Source organism: Bradyrhizobium sp. CCGUVB1N3 (genome assembly GCF_024199925.1).
In the GTDB taxonomy this organism is placed as follows: Bacteria; Pseudomonadota; Alphaproteobacteria; order Rhizobiales; family Xanthobacteraceae; genus Bradyrhizobium.
In genome coordinates, this window is sequence record NZ_JANADR010000001.1 from 9271297 (window position 1) to 9294725 (window position 23429).

At 62.0% G+C, this 23429-nt stretch carries 19 protein-coding genes; 7 read left to right on the top strand and 12 right to left on the bottom strand.

Annotation, left to right across the window (positions count from 1 at the left end; all coding sequences use genetic code 11):
• Positions 1-184: 184 nt before the first annotated feature.
• Both NLM33_RS43775 and NLM33_RS43780 read right to left on the bottom strand, forming a co-directional pair.
• Entirely contained in the window at positions 185-3961 is a 3777-nt protein-coding gene (locus tag NLM33_RS43775) for a M10 family metallopeptidase C-terminal domain-containing protein (RefSeq protein ID WP_371930078.1), read from the bottom strand.
• Between the two features lie 363 nt (positions 3962-4324).
• Positions 4325-5454 (bottom strand): IS3 family transposase gene (locus tag NLM33_RS43780; protein ID WP_254095161.1). Its coding sequence is split into 2 segments (ribosomal slippage): positions 4325-5202 and positions 5202-5454, totalling 1131 coding nucleotides; the frame shifts between segments, so codons are not numbered across the junction.
• A 94-nt stretch (positions 5455-5548) separates the two neighbouring features.
• Between NLM33_RS43780 and NLM33_RS43785 the strand changes: the two genes are divergently transcribed.
• A complete protein-coding gene (locus NLM33_RS43785) occupies positions 5549-5809 on the top strand; it encodes a hypothetical protein (RefSeq protein WP_254104696.1) in 261 nt (86 codons plus the stop codon).
• A gap of 304 nt (positions 5810-6113) precedes the next feature.
• The gene (locus tag NLM33_RS43790) at positions 6114-6560 is read left to right on the top strand and encodes a GtrA family protein (protein ID WP_254104697.1); all 447 of its coding nucleotides are present in this window, start codon (positions 6114-6116) and stop codon (positions 6558-6560) included.
• Positions 6561-6703: 143 nt separating this feature from the next.
• Here NLM33_RS43790 and NLM33_RS43795 read toward each other — a convergent pair.
• A protein-coding gene (locus NLM33_RS43795; RefSeq protein WP_371929940.1) for an IS5 family transposase occupies positions 6704-7464 on the bottom strand; the annotation gives its coding sequence in 2 pieces (ribosomal slippage) (positions 6704-7123 and positions 7126-7464; 759 coding nt in all).
• Positions 7465-7540: 76 nt separating this feature from the next.
• The gene (locus NLM33_RS43800; RefSeq protein ID WP_254104698.1) at positions 7541-8074 is read right to left on the bottom strand and encodes an HAD-IIIA family hydrolase; all 534 of its coding nucleotides are present in this window, start codon (positions 8072-8074) and stop codon (positions 7541-7543) included.
• A 178-nt stretch (positions 8075-8252) separates the two neighbouring features.
• On the opposite strand from NLM33_RS43800, the gene NLM33_RS43805 reads away from it, so the two are divergent.
• Genes NLM33_RS43805 through NLM33_RS43815 form a run of 3 tightly spaced genes read left to right on the top strand, consistent with a single transcriptional unit; the run spans position 8253 to position 10886 of the window.
• Complete coding sequence (locus NLM33_RS43805; RefSeq protein WP_254104699.1) at positions 8253-9314, top strand: Gfo/Idh/MocA family protein; 1062 nt, start codon at positions 8253-8255, stop codon at positions 9312-9314.
• Complete coding sequence (locus NLM33_RS43810) at positions 9311-9778, top strand: acyltransferase (protein WP_254104700.1); 468 nt, start codon at positions 9311-9313, stop codon at positions 9776-9778. The genes NLM33_RS43805 and NLM33_RS43810 overlap by 4 nt, the downstream gene beginning before the upstream one ends.
• Positions 9779-9782: 4 nt before the next feature.
• Positions 9783-10886, top strand: a complete 1104-nt coding sequence (locus NLM33_RS43815; protein ID WP_254104701.1) for a DegT/DnrJ/EryC1/StrS aminotransferase family protein — start codon at positions 9783-9785, stop codon at positions 10884-10886.
• A 476-nt stretch (positions 10887-11362) separates the two neighbouring features.
• On the opposite strand, the gene NLM33_RS43820 is transcribed toward NLM33_RS43815, so the two are convergent.
• A complete protein-coding gene (locus tag NLM33_RS43820; protein ID WP_254104702.1) occupies positions 11363-12586 on the bottom strand; it encodes a phenylacetate--CoA ligase family protein in 1224 nt (407 codons plus the stop codon).
• Positions 12587-12669: 83 nt separating this feature from the next.
• Here NLM33_RS43820 and NLM33_RS43825 point away from each other — a divergent pair, with 83 nt between their 5' ends.
• Complete coding sequence (locus NLM33_RS43825; protein ID WP_254104703.1) at positions 12670-13821, top strand: AGE family epimerase/isomerase; 1152 nt, start codon at positions 12670-12672, stop codon at positions 13819-13821.
• A gap of 66 nt (positions 13822-13887) precedes the next feature.
• Here NLM33_RS43825 and NLM33_RS43830 read toward each other — a convergent pair whose 3' ends face one another.
• From NLM33_RS43830 to NLM33_RS43855, 6 genes are all read right to left on the bottom strand, one after another.
• Complete coding sequence (locus NLM33_RS43830) at positions 13888-14727, bottom strand: ABC transporter ATP-binding protein (RefSeq protein ID WP_254104704.1); 840 nt, start codon at positions 14725-14727, stop codon at positions 13888-13890.
• A 143-nt stretch (positions 14728-14870) separates the two neighbouring features.
• Positions 14871-16154, bottom strand: coding sequence for an ABC transporter substrate-binding protein (locus NLM33_RS43835; protein ID WP_254104705.1), 1284 nt, complete (start codon positions 16152-16154; stop codon positions 14871-14873).
• 43 nt (positions 16155-16197) lie between these two features.
• Positions 16198-17271, bottom strand: coding sequence for a branched-chain amino acid ABC transporter permease (locus NLM33_RS43840; RefSeq protein ID WP_254104706.1), 1074 nt, complete (start codon positions 17269-17271; stop codon positions 16198-16200).
• Positions 17272-17273: 2 nt separating this feature from the next.
• Positions 17274-18167 carry a branched-chain amino acid ABC transporter permease gene (locus NLM33_RS43845; protein ID WP_254104707.1) on the bottom strand — a complete coding sequence of 298 codons (894 nt, stop codon included), beginning with the start codon at positions 18165-18167 and terminating at the stop codon, positions 17274-17276.
• 220 nt (positions 18168-18387) lie between these two features.
• Positions 18388-20319, bottom strand: a complete 1932-nt coding sequence (locus NLM33_RS43850; RefSeq protein ID WP_254104708.1) for a long-chain fatty acid--CoA ligase — start codon at positions 20317-20319, stop codon at positions 18388-18390.
• A complete protein-coding gene (locus NLM33_RS43855) occupies positions 20316-21137 on the bottom strand; it encodes an ABC transporter ATP-binding protein (RefSeq protein ID WP_254104709.1) in 822 nt (273 codons plus the stop codon). Before NLM33_RS43855 ends, NLM33_RS43850 begins: the two co-directional genes overlap by 4 nt.
• Before the next feature lie 336 nt (positions 21138-21473).
• Here NLM33_RS43855 and NLM33_RS43860 point away from each other — a divergent pair, with 336 nt between their 5' ends.
• Positions 21474-22148 carry a Crp/Fnr family transcriptional regulator gene (locus tag NLM33_RS43860; RefSeq protein ID WP_254104710.1) on the top strand — a complete coding sequence of 225 codons (675 nt, stop codon included), beginning with the start codon at positions 21474-21476 and terminating at the stop codon, positions 22146-22148.
• Positions 22149-22162: 14 nt separating this feature from the next.
• Here the strand turns inward: NLM33_RS43860 and NLM33_RS43865 are convergent, their stop codons facing one another.
• Complete coding sequence (locus tag NLM33_RS43865) at positions 22163-23425, bottom strand: MFS transporter (RefSeq protein ID WP_254104711.1); 1263 nt, start codon at positions 23423-23425, stop codon at positions 22163-22165.
• Positions 23426-23429: the final 4 nt, after the last annotated feature.

A 23429-nucleotide genomic window follows, 5' to 3' on the forward strand; every position in this document is an offset into this window, starting at 1 on the left:
CGCGCTGGGGGCCAAGTTATGCGCGTGCGCATCCCTAACCACCCGATCGAAGGATAAGAATTACTTTGCGGTCGCGGGTGGGTTACGATCGGCACTGCCGACAGGCTCGTCGGCCACTTCTAAATCGACAATGGCGACGGTTCAGGCCTCGTTTGCGAACGCGACTGGCTTCTTCAACAGCCAGCTAGACGAAATGAAAATTCACTTGATGCGCAAGTAACTGCGCGATTACAGAATGCTGGAGAGTGATGACGGTTTCTCCGGACGTATCATCGTGAGTGATGGCCAATACGGATCCCAAATCGGCACCTTTGTCGAATTGAAGTGCATGCTTTAAGTCTGCGAGATAGACGCCGTCGCTTTGGTCAAGTGTCGGCGTGAACGCGAAACTATCGTGCGCAACACCATCGAATGGTAAGCTAGCGCTTCGGCTGGGAGAGGCGGCGAACGCTCGAGCGTTCAGGTCGTCGACAAAGCGGAATTCATTCTGGAAATGCTGATTCAGCAGTTGGGGAAGCGCGACGGGTGCACCATCAGGTGCGGTCGCAGTCGAGGCCGAAGTAGGGCCGATCGTACCATCGCCGTTGAGGTCCTGTTGGAAGATCGTCTCGAACGACTCCAGCGATCCGCTGTTTGGCGAGGCGTTCGCGAGGAGATCTGTGACATAGTTGCCGCTGCTGTCGACGCTCCAGATGTTGTAGAGACCGGTGGCAGTATTCTTCCAGGCCACGTCGTAGCCGCCGCTGACAGCCTCCGCACCGAGGATGCTCCAGTAGCTGCCAAACTGGCCGGCAGCGAGCGCTGCCCCGCCAAACTTCAGCACCGATCCGCTGTTGCTCCCGACCGGCTCGAGATAATAGTTGGTCCCCACCTGTACCAGGCTGGTCGCCCCAAGTGCCTCGATCGTCGTCCCGACAAGGCCGATCGTACCATCGCCGTTGAGGTCCTGATGGAAGATCGTCTCGAATGACTCCAGCGATCCGCTGTTTGGCGAGGCATTCGAGAGGAGATCGGTGACATAGTTGCCGCTGCTGTCGACGCTCCAGATGTTGTAGAGACCGGTGGCAGTATTCTTCCAGGCCACGTCGTAGCCGCCGCTGACAGCCTCCGCACCGAGGATGCTCCAGTAGCTGCCAAACTGGCCGGCAGCGAGCGCTGCCCCGCCAAACTTCAGCACCGATCCGCTGTTGCTCCCGACCGGCTCGAGATAATAGTTGGTCCCCACCTGTACCAGGCTGGTCGCCCCAAGTGCCTCGATCGTCGTCCCGACAAGGCCGATCGTACCATCGCCGTTGAGGTCCTGATGGAAGATCGTCTCGAATGACTCCAGCGATCCGCTGTTTGGCGAGGCATTCGAGAGGAGATCGGTGACATAGTTGCCGCTGCTGTCGACGCTCCAGATGTTGTAGAGACCGGTGGCAGTATTCTTCCAGGCCACGTCGTAGCCGCCGCTGACAGCCTCCGCACCGAGGATGCTCCAGTAGCTGCCAAACTGGCCGGCAGCGAGCGCTGCCCCGCCAAACTTCAGCACCGATCCGCTGTTGCTCCCGACCGGCTCGAGATAATAGTTGGTCCCCACCTGTACCAGGCTGGTCGCCCCAAGTGCCTCGATCGTCGTCCCGACAAGGCCGATCGTACCATCGCCGTTGAGGTCCTGATGGAAGATCGTCTCGAATGACTCCAGCGATCCGCTGTTTGGCGAGGCATTCGAGAGGAGATCGGTGACATAGTTGCCGCTGCTGTCGACGCTCCAGATGTTGTAGAGACCGGTGGCAGTATTCTTCCAGGCCACGTCGTAGCCGCCGCTGACAGCCTCCGCACCGAGGATGCTCCAGTAGCTGCCAAACTGGCCGGCAGCGAGCGCTGCCCCGCCAAACTTCAGCACCGATCCGCTGTTGCTCCCGACCGGCTCGAGATAATAGTTGGTCCCCACCTGTACCAGGCTGGTCGCCCCAAGTGCCTCGATCGTCGTCCCGACAAGGCCGATCGTACCATCGCCGTTGAGGTCCTGATGGAAGATCGTCTCGAATGACTCCAGCGATCCGCTGTTTGGCGAGGCATTCGAGAGGAGATCGGTGACATAGTTGCCGCTGCTGTCGACGCTCCAGATGTTGTAGAGACCGGTGGCAGTATTCTTCCAGGCCACGTCGTAGCCGCCGCTGACAGCCTCCGCACCGAGGATGCTCCAGTAGCTGCCAAACTGGCCGGCAGCGAGCGCTGCCCCGCCAAACTTCAGCACCGATCCGCTGTTGCTCCCGACCGGCTCGAGATAATAGTTGGTCCCCACCTGTACCAGGCTGGTCGCCCCAAGTGCCTCGATCGTCGTCCCGACAAGGCCGATCGTACCATCGCCGTTGAGGTCCTGATGGAAGATCGTCTCGAATGACTCCAGCGATCCGCTGTTTGGCGAGGCATTCGAGAGGAGATCGGTGACATAGTTGCCGCTGCTGTCGACGCTCCAGATGTTGTAGAGACCGGTGGCAGTATTCTTCCAGGCCACATCGTAGCCGCCGCTGACGGCCTCTGCACCGAGGATGCTCCAATAGCTGCCAAACTGGCCGGCAGTGAGCGCTGCCCCGCCAAACTTCAGCGCTGGTCCGCTGATGCTCCCGACCGCCGGCTCAAGATAATAGTTGGTCCCAGCCTGTACCAGGCTGGTCGAACCAATCGCCTCAATCACAACGGGTGTGAGCAGGCTCACCAGTAAAGAGCTTGTGGCCGCGCCATCGGCGAACTGAAAATTCTCCACGCCCGTGACGGTATCGGTGCCGTCTGGCGAGCCCGAGCGCTGATCCGTGATGGTGAAGGTCTGCGTGCTCGCATTGTAGGCGATAAGATAGTTTGCCTCGCTACCGGAATACACCGCCGTGTCGGTGCCGGCACCACCGATGATAGTGTCGTTGCCGCCGCCGCCGGTGATCGTGTCGTTGCCAGAGCCGCCATTCAGCACGTTCGCGATGGCGTTGCCGACGATTGTATCATTGCCGGAGCGGCCAATAGCGTTGTCGATGTAGGAACGGGCGTCGTTGTTGTAGAGATAGGAGTTGTAGACGTTGCCAGACGCGTAGTGGCCGTTGCCGAGATAGGCCAGCTGCGTAGAGGAGAACACAGACGACGCGCCGGGATTGAGATTGATGCTCAGGTTCGTCGTGTAGTTGGACAGATCGTAGGTATCGACGCCTCCGCCGTCCCAGATCGTCTCGTAGATGCGGTTGGCGGAGCCGCCGACGCCGCCCCCCGGTGCGAGCTGCGCGACACCGTTGATGAACTCCTGCCCAGTGGTCGGGCTCCACGTGTAGACCGTGTTGCCGCTCTGTGTTGTGTAGTTCGCGCCATACAGCGTCTGGAGCGCCAGGATATCGTTGGCCATGTAGGTCTGCGGATATCCGTAGGCCTCGTTGGTATAGCCGCTCGTCGTCGACGCGCCGACATAGCTGCGGTAGCTCATGACGGTGTATTCACTGTCGTCATGCGCGGCCGGCACCGCGACGTTGGCCACGCCGCCGGTCTCCTGGCTGTGCTTGAGGCCAAAAGCGTGACCGAGCTCGTGCAGCGCCGTCGTAAAGTAGTAGTTGCCCAGCGACGCCAGTGAATAATTATACGCAGTCCCGAACCAGACGTCGCCGCCCTCGGCATAGTTTCCCGGATAGTAGGCGTAGGAGGTCGGATTGGCAGCGGACGACTGCGCTATCATGATGTCCGCACCGTTGGTTCCGGCGTACTGAATCGTGGCGTTGGTATAGCTGAGGATCAGTCCGATCGCGTAGTTGATCGCGGTCTGCATCTGGGCGGGGGCCTGACTGAAGCCCGATGCGGTCGGCTCGCCGTTGCCGTAGCCGGACACATAATCGCTCGACGAATCCGGAAAACTATAGGTGATCGTCCCGGACCATTTGACACCGGCCAGCAGGCCATCAATGTCCTGATTGTTGGTGGCGCTTACGGAAACGGCGGTTGCCAAGGAACGACTCCAAAGTATCTGTGTGGGCCAGCTTCGGTCCCACGAGTCAGTTTATCGTCAGATGGATACGTTTGGTTTAATTTTGGGCGCCTTCTCAGCGCCGATAACGACTTATTAACCGACGAACCATGCTTGTACGGGACGACGGAATCTGGCTGCAAGCGACAAAAGGGGGTAGTCATGCGCCTTTCCCTTGCCTTGGGCGTCCTGGGCCTTAGAGCTGGCACCGGTTGTTTGGACAGCGCCCCGCGAAAATTAAGTGGATTCCTGCCGGGTTATGCTGAAGGCGGGGCTTTACGATTTTGCTGTGGCGTCGGGAGGGCGTAAGCCCGACCAGAGCCGCAGCAAAATCGTTGGCGACGATCATGCGGCCGTCACCATCGTTTGCGCGCCGAAGTAAGCCTCGTCGGGCGTGCGTTCGTCAAGGCTCGAGTGAGGACGTCCTCGGTTGTAGAACGCCAGATATTTGGAAATCGATGCTCGCGCCTCGAGCACGCTGTCGTAAGCACGCAGATAGACTTCCTCGTATTTGACAGTGCGCCACAGCCGCTCGACGAACACGTTGTCGCGCCAGGCACCCTTGCCGTCCATGCTGATGGCGATGTTCGCGTCCAGCAGCACGCCGGTGAAGTCGAGGCTGGTGAACTGGCTACCCTGATCCGTGTTGAAGATCTCGGGCCTGCCGTGCTTCGCCAACGCCTCCTGGAGCGCTTCGACGCAGAATATCGTCTCCATCGTGATCGATACGCGATGGACCAACACCCGTCGGCTGAACACATCGACGACCGCCGCGAGGTAGACGAATCCACGTCGCATCGGAATGTAGCTGATGTCCATTGCCCAGACCTGGTTCGGCCGCTCGATCTTCAATCCGCGCAATAGGTACGGGTAGATCTTGTGGCCCGGTGCGGGCTTGCTCGTGTTCGGACGGCGATAGATCGCCTCGATCCCCATGCGCTTCATCAGCGTCGCGACGTGGCGGCGGCCAATCTGCATGCCCTCACGCTGCAACAGCGATCGCAGCATGCGCGCCCCTGCGAAGGGATAATCGAGGTGCAGCTCATCGAGCCGGCGCATCAAGACAAGGTCCTCGGCCGAAACCGGCCGAGGTTCATAGTAAACCGTACTGCGGGCAAGGTTCAGGACCTTCGCCTGGCGCACGACAGACAGATCATGGTCGCGGTCGATCATCGCTTTGCGCTCAGCAGGCCCGCCTTGGTGAGCGCGCCGGACAAAAAATCGTTCTCCAACGCAAGCTCGCCGATCTTGGCATGTAACGCCTTCAAATCGACCGGCGCCTCGGCCGGTCCGTTGTCCTGCCCAAACACTCCGGCGGCGCCTTCCAGGAGTTGGGTCTTCCAGGTCGTGATCTGGTTCGGATGGACATCAAACAATTGCGCCAGCTCGGCCAACGTCTTCTCCCCCTTCACGGCCGCCAAAGCCACCTTTGCCTTGAATGCCGGAGAATGCGTCCGGCGACTCCTCTTCGTCATCTTCGCTCCTGATTCGCGGCAAGAAGCCTCGCCGCTCTCAGGCAGAAAATCCACTCAAGCTACTGTCCGAATTTGCGGAGCCAGCTCTCTTCTCATGTTGCCCACCAGCCTGGATCTGCCGTTCCTGGAGGAGCAACCTGTCATGAGCGGGAAAGCCAAAGCAGATGAGATCGGCAAGGCAGAGCGAGCTCCTTCTCTGCCGCCGCCGCGCGACCCGTCCATAGCAGTCGCCGAGGAGTACGAATTGGCTCGTCGCAAGGGTACGGCGGAGGCGCTCGAGTTGTTCATCGCGCGTCACGGTGACGATCCCCTGGCAGAAAAGGCTCGCGCAGATTTGCGGCGGCTCCCCCGCTGACCCCGTCGCCGTTTTCCAATAGCGCCGCTTGCGAATGATGGCACGGGCAAGATGTGGCCCAGCCGACGACTCTCCGCGCGTTCCGAGCAGTCAGCCACCCCGTTCGCACCCGCGATGCGCGCAGTCCTTGAACGCAGCACAGTTCCCTTCGCACTGTCACACCTGATTGGGTGCGCCGCAGCGAACTGCACTCGCTGCAGTGCGTTGCTTAACGGCAACACCGTCTGAATTCTTGCTTGGCCCGAGTGGCCAGCCCTGGGCGCACTTGATATCCCTTTGGCAGAGGCAAAGAGCATTGCAAGCAGTGGAACGTCTTCTAGCCAGCGTAGCTGACGCATGGTCTCGCCGCACGGTTCTGGCGAAGCTCTTCAGCTTTGCATCGATCGGGGTGGTGAACGTTGCCGTCGACGTGACCACGTTTACGGTCGCGTTTCAGCTTGCCCATCTGCCACTGATTTCGTCGAATGTGGCGGCGTGGCTGGTCGCAGTTTCAGGCTCTTATGTGATGAACACGAAAATCACGTTTGGGCGGGAGACGGGCGGACTGTACAGTCTTGGTCGATACTTGAGCTTCGCTGCCTCGGGAATCTTCGGATTAGTCGTCGCAACGACGATATTGGTTGTGCTCTCCCGCAATATGAATGTTCCTGTCGCCAAGCTGATTTCGATTGTCGCCGCGTTCAGCGTGAATTTTTCTATCTCTCATTTTGTTGTGTTCCGAATGCCTCGCGAGGACGCCGAGCCCGTCTAGCCGAGGTGGTCCTGCAGTAGGACCGATTGTGATCCTTGTGCCGCAGTCTGAGTTCTTGCGATAGATTGAGAACTTAACAGGATGGATAGATTGGCCGCGGGATGGGGGCCATCTTGCAGGCCTGATGACACTAGGGTCCGGACTCAATTGAGCCAATAGGTGACTGCGGCGGCGATGAAGGCTGCACTGAGGTAATTCCTGGCGAGTTTGTCGTATCGGGTGGCGATGCGACGCCAGTCTTTGAGTCTGCACCACATACGTTCGACGCGGTTTCGCTGCTTGTAAGCGCGTTTGTCGTAAGGAATAGGGCTGCGCCTTGATGTGGTCGAGGGGATGACCGGTTCAGCTTTGCGGCCCTTGATCAGGTGGCGCAGGTGATCGGCGTCGTATCCGCGGTCGGCGATCAGGCGGCGGAAGGGACCGATAGCGCGGACCAGATCGGCGGCAACGGTGATGTCGTTGACATTGCCGGCGGTGAGCAAAAGCACCCGAGGCCGTCCTTTGGCGTCGGTCAGGCCGTGGAGCTTCGTCGTGCGCCCGCCGCGCGAGCGGCCGATACCTTGCGCGAAGTCCCCCCTTTTGCGCCAGCGGCGGAGCGGTGGGCTTTGACGTGGGTGCTGTCGATGGCGACGGTGCCGAAGATGCCGCTATGACCGGTCAGAGCCTTGAAGATGTCGTGCCAAATCCCCTGACGGCTCCAGCGATTATAGCGATTGTAGATCGTCGTGTAGGGACCATACCCCGCCGGGCAATCGCGCCAGCGACCGCCCGAACGCAGCATGTAGACGATCCCGCTGATCACCCGGCGATCGTCGACGCGACGCGCTCCACGCCGACCACGGGGCAACAACGGCTCGATCCGCCGCCATTCCGCATCGTTCAAAAGGTAGAGCGCCTTCGCCATCCCGGCCTCCAAATCATCTTCGGAGACCTTGAATCACAAACCGGGCTCAGCCGGAATCCTTATTGAGTACAGACCCCTAGCCCTGACGATTGCGAAATGAGCCTGGGTTTTCGGCGAGAATCGACCTCACGAAAGTAAGGAGATTTCCTCCGGGAAACAGATACCCTTTGATGCCGGCTGCACGAGCAGCCTCGACATCGGTCTCCTTGTCACCGATCAAAATGCTTCCGCCGACGCCTACGTTGTGACGAGCAACAAGATCGTTGATCATGCCGGGGCCTGGCTTGCGCCGGATGTTAGTACGTCGATAGCGCTCCACAACGGCCTCGGGATGGTCGGGGCAATACTCGAAGTCGTCGATGCGTGCACCGAACTTGGCCAATTCGTCGGCCATCCAGGCGTGAAGTGCCTGCACATCGTCTTCATCGAACAGGCCGCGGGCTACGCCCGATTGGTTTGTCACCACAAAGGCAAAGTAGCCAGCTTCGTTGATAGTCTTGACCGCCTCTTGAGCGCCTTCAATCCATTTCAGCTTGCGTGGATCGAAGACGTACCCGGTGTCTTCATTGAGAACCCCATCTCGATCGAGAAATACGGCCGATTTTTTCATAGAGACACCAGTTGAAAAGCTACAATGAGCAAGCCTCCTGCCGGATAGCAACCATGCGGGCTTGCCGCGAATATTCCGATCAAGTCCTTGATTTCGTGTCCCATCCCGTTAGTGAATAGTGACGTTGACGGGTTCGGGTGGTCTAGGACAGGATCACAATCTTGCCAAGGAGATTGCCGTGATCAGGTTCGGCCTGCTGGGTTGCGGGCGTATTTCCAAGCGTCACTCCGACCTGCTGGGTGGCAACCACATCGAAGGCGCCCGGCTGGTCGCCGTTTGCGACACGGACCGAGCGCGGGCGGATACGATCGCCTCCAGGTTCGGGGTTGCCGCCCACTACGACATCGACGATTTCCTCTCGCGAAAGGACATCGACGCGGTTGCCGTGCTTACGCCGAGCGGCCTGCACCCGCAGCATGCGATTGCCTGCGCGCGCACCGGAAGGCATGTCGTGGTGGAAAAACCGATGGCGCTGCGGTTGCAGGACGCCGATGACATGATCCGCGCCTGCGATGAGGCAGGCGTAAAACTCTTCGTCGTCAAGCAGAACCGCTTCAACGTTCCGATCGTCAAGGCGCGCGAGGCGCTCGATGCCGGCAGGTTCGGCAAGCTCGTGCTCGGCACCGTCCGCGTGCGATGGTGCCGGGATCAGGCCTATTACGATCAGGACGCCTGGCGCGGCACCTGGGCCCATGACGGCGGCGTGCTCACCAACCAGGCCAGTCACCACATCGACATGCTGGAATGGTTCTTCGGCGACGTCGTCAGTGTCCACGCCCGAAGCACGACGGCGCTGGTGAAGATCGAGACCGAGGACACGGCGGTGGCGACGTTGGAGTTCCGCAACGGCGCCCTAGGCATCATTGAAGCCACCACCGCCGCACGTCCGACTGACCTTGAAGGCTCGTTATCCATTCTTGGCGAAAGGGGAACGGTGGAGGTCGGAGGCTTCGCCATGAACCAGATCCGACACTGGCGCTTCGCCCACGAACTGCCGTCGGACAAGGAGGTGATCGAGAAATTCTCGGTCAATCCGCCGAACGTCTACGGCTTCGGCCACCAGGCCTATTATCGGCATGTCGTCGATTGCATTGTCGATCGTGGCGCCGCGCTGGTCGATGGGCTCCAGGGCCGCAAGAGCCTGGAACTGATTTCGGCGCTCTACGAATCCATTGAGACCGGGCAGGAAGTGTCGCTTCGGTTCGTGCCGCGGCGCAGCCGGCTGGGCGTCGTCTCGTGAACGGGCCCGAATTGCACCAGGCTGGCATTCTCAACGTCTCGTTCGGCGTCGGCGTCAAGGTGGTCGAGCCGTGCAATCTCTACGGCTGCAAGATCGGCGACGACTGCTTCGTCGGGCCGTTCACCGAGATCCAGAAGGATGTCGTCATTGGCGCTCGCACGCGCGTGCAATCGCATAGCTTCGTCTGCGAGCTCGTCACAATCGGTGAGGATTGCTTCATCGGCCATGGCGTGATGTTCATCAACGATACGTTTGCCACCGGCAGTCCGGCACGCGGCCGCAAGGAATTGTGGCGCGAGACCAGAATCGGCAACCGCGTCTCCATCGGCTCCAACGCCACGATCCTGCCGGTGACAATCGTCGACGATGTCGTGATCGGGGCGGGCTCGGTGGTCATAAAGGATATCACGGTTGCCGGTACCTATGCCGGCAATCCGGCGCGGCTCCTTACCTTGCGGAAATAGAGGCATGGCGGTCCCCTTTGCTGATCTTCAACTCCAATATCAAAGCATCAAGGGCGAAATCGACGCGGCGATTGCCGGCGTCATCCGCGACAATGCCTTCATCCGCGGCCCCTATGTCGATGCCTTCGAGCGCGAATTCGCCAAAGCGGTCTCAGTGAAGCATTGTGTCTCCTGCGCCAACGGGACGGATGCGCTTTATCTGGCTATGGCTGCACTGAGGGTGAAGCAAGGCGACGAGGTTATCACCACGGCGCATTCCTGGATTTCGACGTCCGCGATGATCACGCATGCCGGCGCGACGGTGAAATTCTGCGACACGGATGGCGCAACCTTCACCATCGACCCGCATGCGATCGAGGCCGCGATCACGCCGCGCACGGTCGGCATCATTCCCGTGCATCTTTATGGTCAGCCGGCGGACATGGACGCGATCATGGGGATCGCGAAGAAACATGGATTGTGGGTGATTGAGGACTGCGCGCAGGCACATCAGGCGCAATTCAAGGGGCAGCCGGTCGGGACGTTCGGCCAGGCGGCGACCTATTCGTTCTATCCAGGCAAGAATCTCGGCGCCATGGGCGACGCCGGCGCGGTTGTCACCAACGATGCGGGCCTGGCCGAGCACGTCGCGATGCTCGCGCGGCATGGCGGCCTGGTGAAGCACCAGCACCAGATGGAGGGCATCAACAGCCGGCTGGACGGCCTACAGGCCGCGATCCTGTCGGCTAAGCTGCCGCATCTTTCAGACTGGACCCGCGCACGTCGGGACGCTGCAAAAATTTACGATGCCGCACTGAACCAGATCGAGGACGTGCAGGTGCCGCACGTGGCGCCCTGGCGAACTCACGTCTATCATCTCTACACGATTAGGCATCCCAGGCGCGACGCCCTCGCTGCATATCTGAACGCAATGGGAATCCAGACTGCAATCAACTATCCGACGGCGCTGCCTCTGCTGCAAGCCTACCGGCGCTTCGACCATCAGTCTAAAGAGTTCCCAAACGCGTATGCCGACCAGAACAGCATCCTGTCGTTGCCGATGTTCGCCGAGATCAGCCCGGTGCAGCAGAACGAAGTTATTGGCGCCATCAGAGCGTTCGGCCATTGAGCCTCAAATACCAACGCCAACTTCGCTGTAGCCAACCGAGGCAAGTCAGCAATACAGGAACAGCAAAGAGAGGGAGGTACGGGATGGAATACCTTGTGTTCTCCATAGTGGCTGTTGCTATAGGCGTCTATGGCTATAGGTGTGGATACCGTTCTGGATTCGATCAGGGGGTCAGAGACGCTGGGCAATTGTGGCCTCAAACTCCGTAGAGGGCAGTATTGCCGGGTGTTATTGGATCGATTGCGATTTCGTGCCTCTTTTTAAACGATGCGCCGAGTTGGGACAGACCCCCTACGAATCTGCGGCAACTGCAATACATGCGATGCAAACACCTTCCCAGATCGGGGCTCGACCTTTGGGTTGATGTATGCAGGTCTTCAAAAGGAAGCCCACCCATATCCTGGTCTGCTCGGCATCTCACAAAAGACCGAGACATCTGAGCGCGCACGGTAGTGCTCCGCCTCCGGTTCGAAATTTTATCGCTCGTCGGCAATCACCTTGCCATCGTTCGGCAGTGCGCCAGGGCTCACCAGCTCGACATTGCCGCCGAGCTTCGTCACAGCGCGTAGCGTGGTGGCGATCTCATCGCGCAGCGCCTCGCTTGCCGCCGCCGTCTCGGCCTTCAGCGTCATCGCATCCACCTCGCGTTCGCGGGTGACGACGAGGCGCAGGCGCCCGAGCGCGGTATGGCGCTTGCCAATCTCGGCGATCTGCTCGGGGCGGACGAACATGCCCTTGACCTTGGTGGTCTGGTCGGCGCGACCCATCCAGCCCTTGATGCGCATGTTGGTGCGGCCGCAGGAGCTCCTGCCCGGCAGCGCCGCGGTGAGGTCGCCGAGTGCGAGCCTGATCCAGGGATGATGTGGGTCGAGCGAGGTCACCACGATCTCGCCGACGTCTCCCGGCGTAACGGGATCGCCGGTGCCTGGCCTGACGATCTCCATGATCAGGTCCTCGTTGACGACCATGCCTTCGCGGGCCTCGGTCTCGAAGGCGATGAGGCCGAGATCGGCTGTACCGAAGGCCTGGTAGGCGTCGATGCCGCGCGCCTTGATCTCGGCCTGGAGCGAGGGCGGAAACGCGGCGCCCGAGACCAGCGCCCGCTTGATTGAGGAGACGTCGCGCCCGGCAGTGGCAGCGGCGTCGAGCAGGATCTTCAGAAAGTCCGGGGTGCCGCTGTAGCCGATCGGCCGGTAGGCCTCGATCAGCTCGAATTGGGCTTCCGTGTTGCCCGGGCCCGCCGGGATCACCGCGCAGCCCAGCGCCCGCGCGGAGGCGTCGAAAATGAAGCCGCCGGGGGTCAGATGGTAGCCGAATGTGTTGAGCACGACGTCGCCAGGCCGAAAACCCGCGGCGAATAATGCTCGCGCCCCTCGCCAGGGGTCGCCCTGAGTTCCCTCCGGCTCGAAGATCGGTCCGGGCGAAGTGAATAGCCGCGCGAATGCCCCGGGCGGGTGCGCCACGAGGCCGCCGAAGGGCAAGGAGGCCTTGTGCAGGGCAGGCAGCTCCGACTTGCGCAGCACCGGCAGCCGCGCCAGCGCCGCCCGTGAGGTCACGGAGGCTGGCTCGAAGCCCTTCAGGCGTTCGGCATAGGCCGGTGCGGCCATGGCGTGGTGCAGGATGCCCGGCAGGCGCGAGAGCAACTCGGCCTCGCGCTCGTCAGGCGCGCGCGTCTCAAGGGCGTCGTAATGGGCGGTCATGGCTGGTCCTCGACTGGTTTGCATCCGTTGCGCCGCCTCGAGCGCGTCGCTATCAGGGCGGCATCGGAGCTGGAGAAGGTGAAATGGCCAACGAACAGGGGATCACGACGGAGGAGGCCGCCGATGTTGTCGCCAGGTTGAAGCGGCGGATGATCGACGAGGCGCTGCCGTTGTGGTCGGGCGAGGGGTGGGATGCCGCCTCGGGCGGCTTCATCGACCGTCTGCACGTGGATGGCACGGCAGATCGCGCGGCGCCGCGCCGGGTGTTCGTGCAGGCCCGCCAGATCTACTGCTACGCCAAGGCGGCGCAGATGGGCTGGTATCCGGAAGGCCGCGCGATCGCACTGAAGGGATTGGAGCACATGCTGGCGCGCGCCAAGGCGCCGGACGGCCGTCCCGGCTACGTGCACCGGTTGACGCCGGAAGGTACCGTGCTGGACCGCAAGCGCGACGCCTACGATCACGCCTTCATCCTGCTTGCGCTTGCGACCGTCTACGCGCTGGATAGGGACGCGCAGGTTCGCGCCGAGATCGACGCGCTGCTCGCCTTTATCGACGGGCATTTGCGCTCGTCGCATGGCGGTGTTCACGAGAGCCTGCCGACGGCGCTGCCGCGCCGGCAGAATCCGCACATGCATTTGTTCGAGGCGATGATCGCGTGTTTTGACGCGACGCATGACCTGTCGTTCCAGAACCGCGCCGGCGAGTTCTTCGCGTTGTTCCTCGCCAATCTCTACGACAAGCAGAAGCGCGCGCTCGGCGAATATTTCGAGGAGGACTGGTCCAAGATCGAGCCGGTCAGCGTCGAGCCCGGCCACCAGGCCGAATGGGTCTGGCTTCTGAAAGGGTTCGAGCGCATCACGGGCTGCCCTACCGGGCGCTATCGCGGCGAATTGCTGGGGACGGCGGTGCGTAGTTGCGACACCGCGACCGGCTGTCTCATCGACGAAGCCGACGTCGACGGCAACATCCGCCAACATTCGCGGCGGCTGTGGCCGCAGACCGAGATCGCGAAAGCGTGGATCGCACAAGCCGAATCCGGCGAGACGGGCGCGGCGGACGAGGCGCGCGCGGCGCTGGTGCGGCTGGAACGGCACTATCTCAGCCATCCCGTGAAGGGCGGCTGGTATGATCAGTTCGACCGCGACGGCAACTCGCTGGTCGAAACCATTCCTGCATCGTCGTTCTATCATGTCCTCTGCGCGGTCACGGAAGCCGAGCAAGTGCTGGCTTAGGCTTATTTTGATTTGACGCGTTTGCTTCACGCGAACCGGCTTCCTCGTCGCTTGAAAACGCTATGGTCACAGCCAGCGCTTGCGCCGCTTGAAGCTCTTGAGGTTCTTGAAGCTCTTGCGCTGATCGCCGGCGCCGCCGAGGTAAAATTCCTTGACGTCCTCGTTGTCGCGCAGCTCGTCGGCGGTGCCGTCGAGCACGACCTTGCCCTGCTCCATGATGTAGCCGTGGCTCGCGACCGAGAGCGCGGCGCGCGCATTCTGCTCGACCAGCAGGATGGTGACGCCGAGGTCGCGATTGATCTTCTTGATGATCGCGAACACTTCCTTCACGAGCAGCGGCGACAACCCCATCGACGGCTCGTCCATCAAGATCATCTTCGGGCGCGCCATCAGCGCGCGGCCGATCGCGAGCATCTGTTGTTCGCCGCCGGAGAGATAGCCGGCAAGGCCGGTGCGCTCCTTCAGGCGCGGGAAGTAGTTGAAGACCATGTCGAGGTCGGTATCGACTTCGCGGTCGCGGCGGGTGAAGGCGCCGAGCTTGAGGTTCTCCAACGACGTCATGTCGGCGACGATGCGTCGGCCCTCCATCACCTGGAAGATGCCGCGGCGGACGATCTTGTCGGGATCGATGCCGTTGATACGGTCGCCGTCGAACATGATCTCGCCGCGCGTGACTTCACCGTCTTCGGTCTTGAGCAGGCCGGAGATCGCCTTCAGCGTCGTCGACTTGCCGGCGCCATTGGCGCCCAGCAGCGCCACGATTGCACCCCTGGGCACCTCGAGGCTCAAGCCGCGTAGCACCAGGATGACTTCGTCATAGACGACCTCGATGTTGCGCACGCTGAGGAGAGCGGGCGCCGGTACGATGCCGGGCGGAGGACGAATTGCTTCGGCGGCTTGGGTCATGTTCTAACTCTCCGCTGTCGTCGCCCGGCTCGACCGGGCGACCCAATATTCCAGAGACGCCCAACGTTCCCTGAGACGTCGCGGCGTGCTGGATCCCCCGCTTTCGCGGGGGATGACAGTTGCTTGTATGGCAGCAGCGCAGCTCACCACCCGAACCATTCCGGCTTGCGCGGCAGCTCGACGGTCTTCACCTTCTCGAGCTTGATCGTGCCCTTGGCCATGAGGTCGTTGAGGTCGCCGTCGGACGCACCTGTAACCCTGGCGCGATAGAGGTCGACCTTCATCGTGCCGCGGTGATCCTTCTCGGTGTAGGTCGAGGGATTGCAGACACCCTCCATGCCTGCCGGCACCCAGTCCTTCTTCTGGTAGTAGCCCTTGGCGACGTTCTCGCCGGTCGCGCCGCCATTCTTGGCGGCCCAGTCCAGCGCCTCCTTCATGTACATCGCCGAGCACACGGCCGCGACGTAGTGCACGGGACGATAGACCTTGCCGGTCGGGTCGGACATCTTCGAGATTTCCATCACCGTCTTCATGCCGGGCGCGTCGCCGCCCCAGCTCACGGAGGTGCGCAAGGGGAAGATCACGCCGTCGGCGGCATCGCCTGCGGTCTTGGCGGCGTTCTCGTCCATGCCCCAGACATTGCCGAGGAACTGGATGTCGATGCCGGCCGACTTGCAGGCTTTCATCACCGAGATGTTGGAGGCTGCGGTGTTGCCGAGATAGGCGTAGTTGGCGCCCGAGGACTTCAGGCTCAGGCACTGCGCGCTGTAGTCGCCTGGCGTCAGCGCGAACACCAGCGGCGGCAGCACCTCGAAGCCGAGCTCCTGCGCCAACGCCTCACCGGCCGCCTTCGGTGCGTTCGGGTAGGGGTGGTTCGCGCCCATATGGACAAACTTCGGCTTGCCGCTCTTGCCTTTGGCCTTCCAATCATCAGCCGCCCACATCAGCATCGCCCGCAGCGCATCCGAATAGGTCGGGCCGTAGAAGAAATTGTAAGGCGCAGCCTTGGCCTTGCCGCTGGTGCCCTCGGGATCGGTCAGTGCGGCGGCGTAGGAGCCGGACATGTCGGGGATCTTGTCCTGCGCGAGGAAGCCGGTCAGCGCCTCGGTGTCGGCGGTGCCCCAGCCCATGATCGCGGCGACCTTGGTGTCCGGCGCCGACCACTTCTTGTACAGCGCGATCGCGCGCGGCACCTGGTAGCCGTAGTCGTTGGTGTCGAGGTTGAGTTGCTTGCCGCCGACGCCGCCGCCCTTGTTGATCCACGCAAACGTGTCGGCGACGGCCTGGCCGTAGGGAGTGCCGACGTCGGATGTGCCGCCGGAATAGTCGGCGAGGTGCCCGATCGCGATCTGCGCCTGCGCGCTAGCCGAAAAGGCTGCGATCGCAAGTGCGAGCGATGCGGTGCTCAAAAGGGATTTTGTCTTCATCGGTTGGTTCCTCCTGTTATCGTTTTGGTCGAGTTGCCCGCGCTCAGTGCGAGAACGGGTAGAGCTTCCAGTAGGCCTTGATCTGTCGCCATCGATGCGCGAGGCCGTCCGGCTCGAACATCAGGAACGCGATGATGATGAGCCCGATCGCGATCTCGCGCAGGAACGTGATGTTGGTGTTGAGCGACAGCGCGTGGTCGATCGCGCCGCCTTTCAGATGCAGGCTGAGCCACTCCATCGATTCCGGCAGCAGCACCACGAAGGCGGTACCCATCAGCGTGCCCATGATCGAGCCGGTGCCGCCGATGATGATCATGGCGAGGAACAGGATCGAGCGCTCGATGCCAAAACCTTCCTGCGAGACGACTTGCTGGTAGTGCGCATAGAGCGCACCGGCAATGCCAGCGAAGAAGGCGGCGAGCGCAAACGACAGCGTGCGGTATTTCGTCAGGTTGATGCCCATGATCTCCGCGGAGAGATAGTGGTCCCGGATCGCGACCAGCGCTCTGCCGTCGCGCGTGCGCATCAGATTGGTGACGAGGATGTAGCTCGCGAGCACGTAAGCCAGAACGACGTAGAAATATTGCTTATCGCCGCGCAGCGTATAGCCGAAGATCGAGAACGGTTCGGCGCTGGCCGGCACCGAGCCGCCGGAGAACCATTCGGCGCGCGAGAAGAAGTCGAGCAGGATGTATTGCGCCGCGAGCGTCGCGATGACGAGATAGAGCCCCTTCAGCCGCGCCGCCGGAATGCCGAAGACCAGGCCGACGAGTGCGGTGACGATGCCGGCGAGCGGGATCGCGAAGAACACCGGGATCGGCGCGTTGTTGGAGATATAGGCCGAGGTGAAGGCGCCGAGCAGGAAGAAGGCGGCATGGCCGATCGAGATCTGGCCGGTGAATCCGACCAGGATGTTGAGGCCAAGTGCCGCGATCGAGAAGATGCCGATCTGGATCAGGATACTCAGCCAATAGCCGCCGAAGAACTGCGGCGCGAGGCAGAGCAGCAGCACGCCGGCAATCGCAAAGTTGCGGCTGGTCTTGGTCGGGAAGATCGTGGTGTCGGCCGCGTAGGTCGTGCGGAAATCGCCAGCAGGGATGAGGGCAGGGCCGGCCATGGTCAAATCCGCTCGATGTCGTGGGTGCCGAACAGGCCGTAGGGCTTGATCATCAGCACGATGATGAGGACGTAGAACGGCGCGATCTCGTAGAGATTGCCCCAGTGCAGATACTGGCTGTCGACATATTGCGCGATGTTCTCGAGCAGCCCGATGATGATGCCGCCGAGCACGGCGCCGCCGACGGAGTCGAGCCCGCCGAGGATCGCCGCCGGAAACACCTTGATGCCGTAGGCCGCCAGCCCCGATGACACGCCGTTCACCACGGCCACGACGACACCGGCGACCGCCGAGACCGTCGCCGAGATCGCCCAGGCCATCGCGAACACGCTTTTGACGGAAATGCCGAGCGACTGGGCCACTTGCTGATTGAACGCGGTCGCCCGCATTGCCAGGCCGTATTTCGAGGCGCGGAAGAACCAGGCCATGCCGATCATCATCGCGACCGACACCACGAGGCTCATGATGTAGACAGTCTGGATCTGAAGCCCGAACAGGTTCACCGACTGGCTTTCGAATACCCGCGGGAACGGCTGCGGGTTGACGCCGAACATCCATTTCAGCGCGGCCTGGAACACGGTGGAAAGGCCGATCGTCACCATGATCACGGAGATGATCGGCTCGCCGATCATCGGCCTGAGGACCAGCACCTGGATCGCGATGCCGAAGACGAACATGAAGACGAGCGTCATCGGCATGCCGATCCAGAACGGCACCTGGTATTTTGCCAGCAGCGCCCAGCACACCCAGGCGCCGACCAGCAGCAATTCACCTTGCGCGAAGTTGACGACTTGAGTGGCCTTGTAGATCAGCACAAACGACATCGCGACGACGCCATAGAGCGTGCCGACCACGAGGCCGTTGACCAGGAGCTGGATGAGGAATGCGGTGTTCATGCGGTCACGCTCGCTGATAAATCCGGCGCGCTTCTCCCCTCTCCCCTTGTGGGAAAGGGTGCCGTCGCGAAGCGACGGCGGGTGAGGGGGTGTTTCCGCAGTGAGGGTGGGGCAAGAAGACCCATAACCCCTGCGAGGTTGTGGCTGATGGCTGCGCTGCGCTCTCCCACAAGGGAAGAGGGCACGATAAGATGCATCGCGCTTGTTCCTTGCGAAAGACTCACTCCGCGGCCTCCGCGATGTGGCCTTGGCCGCCGAGGTCCACGACCCGCAAGCTCGTGCGAACGCGCTGGGTGGTGCCGTCCTGGAAGCGGATCACGGTGTCGACGGGGATGTTGGCGTCGCCGCGGTAGATCGCGTCGATGATATCTGCGTATTTCTCGTTGATGACGCCGCGGCGCACTTTTCGGGTGCGGGTGAGCTCGCCGTCGTCCGCGTCAAGCTCCTTGTAGAGCAGAAGGAAGCGCGAGATGCGCTGCGCCGGCGGCAGCGTCGCGTTCACGGTCTCGACTTCCTTCCGGAGCAGCGCATAGACCTCCGGCCGCGAGGCGAGGTCGCTATAGGTCGTGAAGGAGAGGCGGTTCTTCTCCGCCCATTTCGAGATGATGGAGTAGCGGATGCAGATCATCGCCGCGAGCGCGTCGCGGCCCGCACCCAACACTACGGCTTCCGCGATATAGGGCGAGAACTTCAGCTTGTTCTCGATGAATTGCGGCGAGAAGCGCTCGCCGCGCGAGGTCTCTGCGAGATCCCTGATGCGATCGATGACCACAAGCTGCTTGTTTGCGTTGAAGTAGCCGGCGTCGCCCGAGAGCATCCAGCCATCCCTGATGTCGGCAACGCTTGCCTCGGGGTTCTTGTAGTACCCCAGGAACATGTTGGGATGCCGCACCACGATCTCGCCGACGCCATGAACATCGGCATTGTCGATTCGGATCTCGATATCGTCGGCCATCGGCACGCCGGTGGTGTCAGGATCGACCTTGCCCGCCGGATGCAGCGTGTAGGCGCCCAATAACTCCGTCTGGCCGTAAAGCGTGCGCAGCGGAACGCCCATCGCCTGGAAGAACTTGAAGGTATCGGGCCCCAGCGCCGCTCCGCCGGTCGCCGCCGAGCGCAGCCGCGTGAAACCGAGGCGGTCGCGCAACGCGCGGAACAGGATCATGTCTGCGAGGCCCGAGTGCTTGCCTTGCGCGAGCGCAGCAAGCCCGGTCTTCATGCCAAGATCGAACAGGCGCTGCTTGAACGGCGTCGCATCCATTACCTTTGCACGGACATCGGCGGCGATCGATTCCCATACGCGTGGCGCAAAGAGAACGAACGTCGGCGCGATCTCGCGCAGATCGTTCATCATGGTGTCGGACTCTTCGACGAAGTTGATCTTCATCCGGCAGAGCAGACCTTTGCCGAGCACGTAGACCTGCTCCATGATCCAGGGCAGCGGCAGCACCGAGACGTATTCGTCGTCCGGTCCCTTCGGATCGAAGGCGAGATAGGTCGCGCAGTGGCCGAGCACGCGGCCGGCGGCGAGCATCGCGAGCTTGGGATGCGAGGTGGTGCCCGACGTCGTGCAGAGGATCGCAACGTCCTCGCCCCTGGTCGCATCCACGAGCGCGTCGTAAAGCTCCGGCTCGCGCGCGGCGCGCGCACGGCCGAGCTCGGCGAGCTTTTCGGCCGGCATCAGCCGCGGATCGTCGTATTTCCGCATGCCGCGCGGATCGGAATAGATGATGTGCTTCAGTTTCGGCACGCGATCGGCAAGTCCCAAGAGCTTGTCGACCTGCTCCTCGTCCTCGGCGAAGACGAGCTGCGCTTCGCCATAGGTGAGGAGATAGGAGGCCTCCTCATCCAGTACATCGCGATAGAGCCCGAGGCTCAAACCGCCGATCGCATGGGTAGCCACTTCGGCGGCGACCCAGTCCGGCCGGTTGTCGCCGATGATGCCGATGACATCGCCGCGCCCAAGGCCGAGCTCGACGAGACCGAGCGCGAAATCGCGCACCCGCGTCTGGTAGTCGCTCCAGGTGAACAGACGCCAGAGACCAAAATCCTTCTCGCGCAGCGCGACCTCGCTGCCGTGCTCCTTCGCATTCAGTCGCAGCAGTTTCGGATAGGTGTCGGCCTGCGCGACGCGCCCCGCATAATCCATCATGCCGCGCACTCCGGGGCCGCGGGCTTGTCGTCGGGATCGACCAGCACCTCGTCCTCCTCGCCGAGATAGGCGCGCCTGACGTGGGGATCGGCCAGCACCGCGGCCGGATCGCCCTCGGCGATCTTGCGGCCGAAATCCAGCACCATGACGCGGTGGGAAATATCCATCACCACGCCCATATCGTGCTCGATCATCACCACCGTCATCCCGAACTCCTCGTTGAGATCGACGATGTAGCGGGCCATGTCCTCCTTCTCCTCGAAGTTCATGCCGGCCATCGGCTCGTCGAGAAGAATGAGGCGCGGCTCGAGCGCCATGGCGCGCGCAAGCTCGACGCGCTTGCGCAGGCCGTAGGGCAGGGTGCCGGCTTGCGCTTTTCGAACCGATTGCAGGTCGAGGAAGTCGATGATCTCCTCGACCTTGCGGCGGTGCGCGAGCTCCTCCTTGCGCGCACCGGTCAGCCAGTACAGCGAGCCGGTGATGAAATTGTTCTTCAGGAGGTGATGGCGGCCGACCATGATGTTGTCGAGCACGCTCATATGGTGGAACAGCGCCAGATTCTGGAAGGTTCGGCCTATGCCGAGCGAGGCACGGGCGTTCGGCGTCAATCCAGTGATGTCGCGGTCCCGGTAGAAGAGCTGACCTTCGGTCGGCTTATAGCGACCGGAAATACAGTTCACGATCGAGGTCTTGCCGGCGCCGTTGGGGCCGATGATCGAGAACAACTCGCCGTCCTTGATGGAAAAGCTGACGTCGGTCAGCGCGCGGACTCCGCCGAACCGCAAGGACACGCCGCGCACTTCAAGACTGGTTGCCACCAATAATTCCCTCCCCGGCGACGGCGCTTTGGCGCTCTTTCGTCCACTTCCTTGGGCCGATCCTATATCGGCCGTTCGGACGAAACCATGCAGCCGATGGTCCCGGCCCGATCACGCGATGCGGCGTTGTCCCCATTGGGAACAAAAGCCGCATCGCGCGAGGTGGTCCTCAATAGGGTAAAGCGCTATTTTGAAATGTCTTGTGCCTGACAATTCGTCGGCAAAGTTTTTCGCGGGGACGGTGCCTGCCTCTTTCGTCGCAGGGCGAATGAGGCGGGTTTATTGCAGTGCAGCAATCGAGTGGGGTGACATTACGGTGCGGTTGGCTTCGGGATCATGATTTCAGAGGATCAATTGAAGCGCGTCGCCGCTTGGTCGCGCGAGCTCACGATGCGCGAGATCGAGGTCGCCCGCGCCGGGATCATCGAAAAATCCTACGTCAACGGCGAGACCGTCTTCATGCGCGGCGACAGGTTCGACTATTGGGCCGGCGTGGTCAGTGGCCTCGCCCGGATGGGCGGGGTCTCGCGCGACGGCAAGGAGACGAGTTTGGCGGGCCTCACTGCGGGCGCCTGGTTCGGCGAAGGCAGCGTGCTCAAGAACGAGCCGCGGCGCTACGACGTGGTTGCGCTCCGCGACAGCCGCCTTGCGCTGATGGAGCGTAGCGCCTTCCTATGGCTGTTCGAGAATAGCGTCGGCTTCAACCGCTTCCTGGTGCGCCAGCTCAACGAGCGGCTCGGCCAGTTCATCGGCATGCTCGAAGTCAACCGCACGCTGGACGCTACCGCTCGCCTTGCCCGCAGCATCGCCTCGCTGTTCAACCCGATCCTCTATCCGGATTCCAAAACGCATCTGGAGATCACGCAGGAGGAGATCGGCGCGCTCTCCGGCATGTCGCGGCAGAACGCGAACCGCGCGCTGAACCGGCTCGAGAAGGAGGGGCTGCTGCGGCTCGAATATGGCGGCATCACCATCCTCGATGTCGATCGGCTGCGCGGGTATGGGGACTAGGGGGCGCCGTCCCGTCATCGCGCATTGGCTGGCGCGTGTGCCGGCCACAAATCGTCGCGCCAGCGCACGGCAATCGCCATCATCGCAATGAACCCCGAGATCGCATACAGCGAGCCCGTCGCCGAATAGCCGATGCGATCGATCAAGCTGCCCGCCGCGAGCAGCCCGAGCGGCAAGCCGTAGATCACCATCATGCGCACCCCCATCACGCGGCCCCGGAGGTGCGCGCTCGCAGCACGCATCAGGATCACAGCGGCGGCAATCATCGACATGCTCTGGGCGATGCCGGCGAGCACGAGGCAGGCCATGGCGACCGGCATGGTCCTCAGCCCCACGAACACCAGCAGCATCGCGTACCAGGCGAGTGTCGCGCCGATCAGAAGCCGGGCGATGCGCAGGCCGCCCACAAGGCTGAGCGTGACCGAACCGATCAGCGAGCCCACGGCGAAACTCGCCGACAGATAGCCGAGACCGGTCTGATCGGTATGAAAGATGTCGCGCGCGACGAAAGGCAATAGTCCGTTCGTCAGCGGAAATGCCGTGAGATTGGCCAAAAATGCGACGCAGAGCGCCGCTCTCATCCCAGGGCCATTCCAGGCATAAACGATGCCTTCCTTCAGGTCGCGCAGCAGTCTCGCGCCGGCGCGGTCGTCCGCCGGGCGATGGCTTGCGGCCGAGGACTTTGGCGGCCGGGTCAGGCAGAGCATCAGGATCGCGGCCACGAAGTAGAGACAGGCGATCGCCACATAAACGAGGCCGATGCCAAGCGCGGCAAACAGTCCGGCGCCGGTCAAGGCGCCGGCGATGCGCGCACTATCCTGGGTCGTGCGCGACAGGCTGATGGCACCAACCAGTTGTTCGGCCGGCATGATGCTGGCGAGCAGCGCGCCACGAATCCCGAGATCCGATGGACGGATCAGGCCCATGACCGCGACGATGATCATCACATTGAGCGGCGCCAGATGGCCGCTTAGGGCCAACGCCATGATGGTCGAGGACAGTGCCGTATAGGCAAGACGCATGGCGACGAGAAGATCCCGGTGACCCATGCGGTCTCCGATCATCCCGAACACCGGTGCAGTCAGTGTCCCGACATATTGCAGCGATGCCAGGATGGTGAGCAGCAGCACCGAGCCGGTCTCCACCATGATGTACCAGCCGAGCACCAGCGTCTCCACCTCGAATGCCCAGGAGGTGAGCAGATCGGATGGCCATTGAAAGCGATAGTTGCGGATGCGGAACGGCGCGAGTGCGGAAGGTCGTGTGGCTGTGTTCAAGATG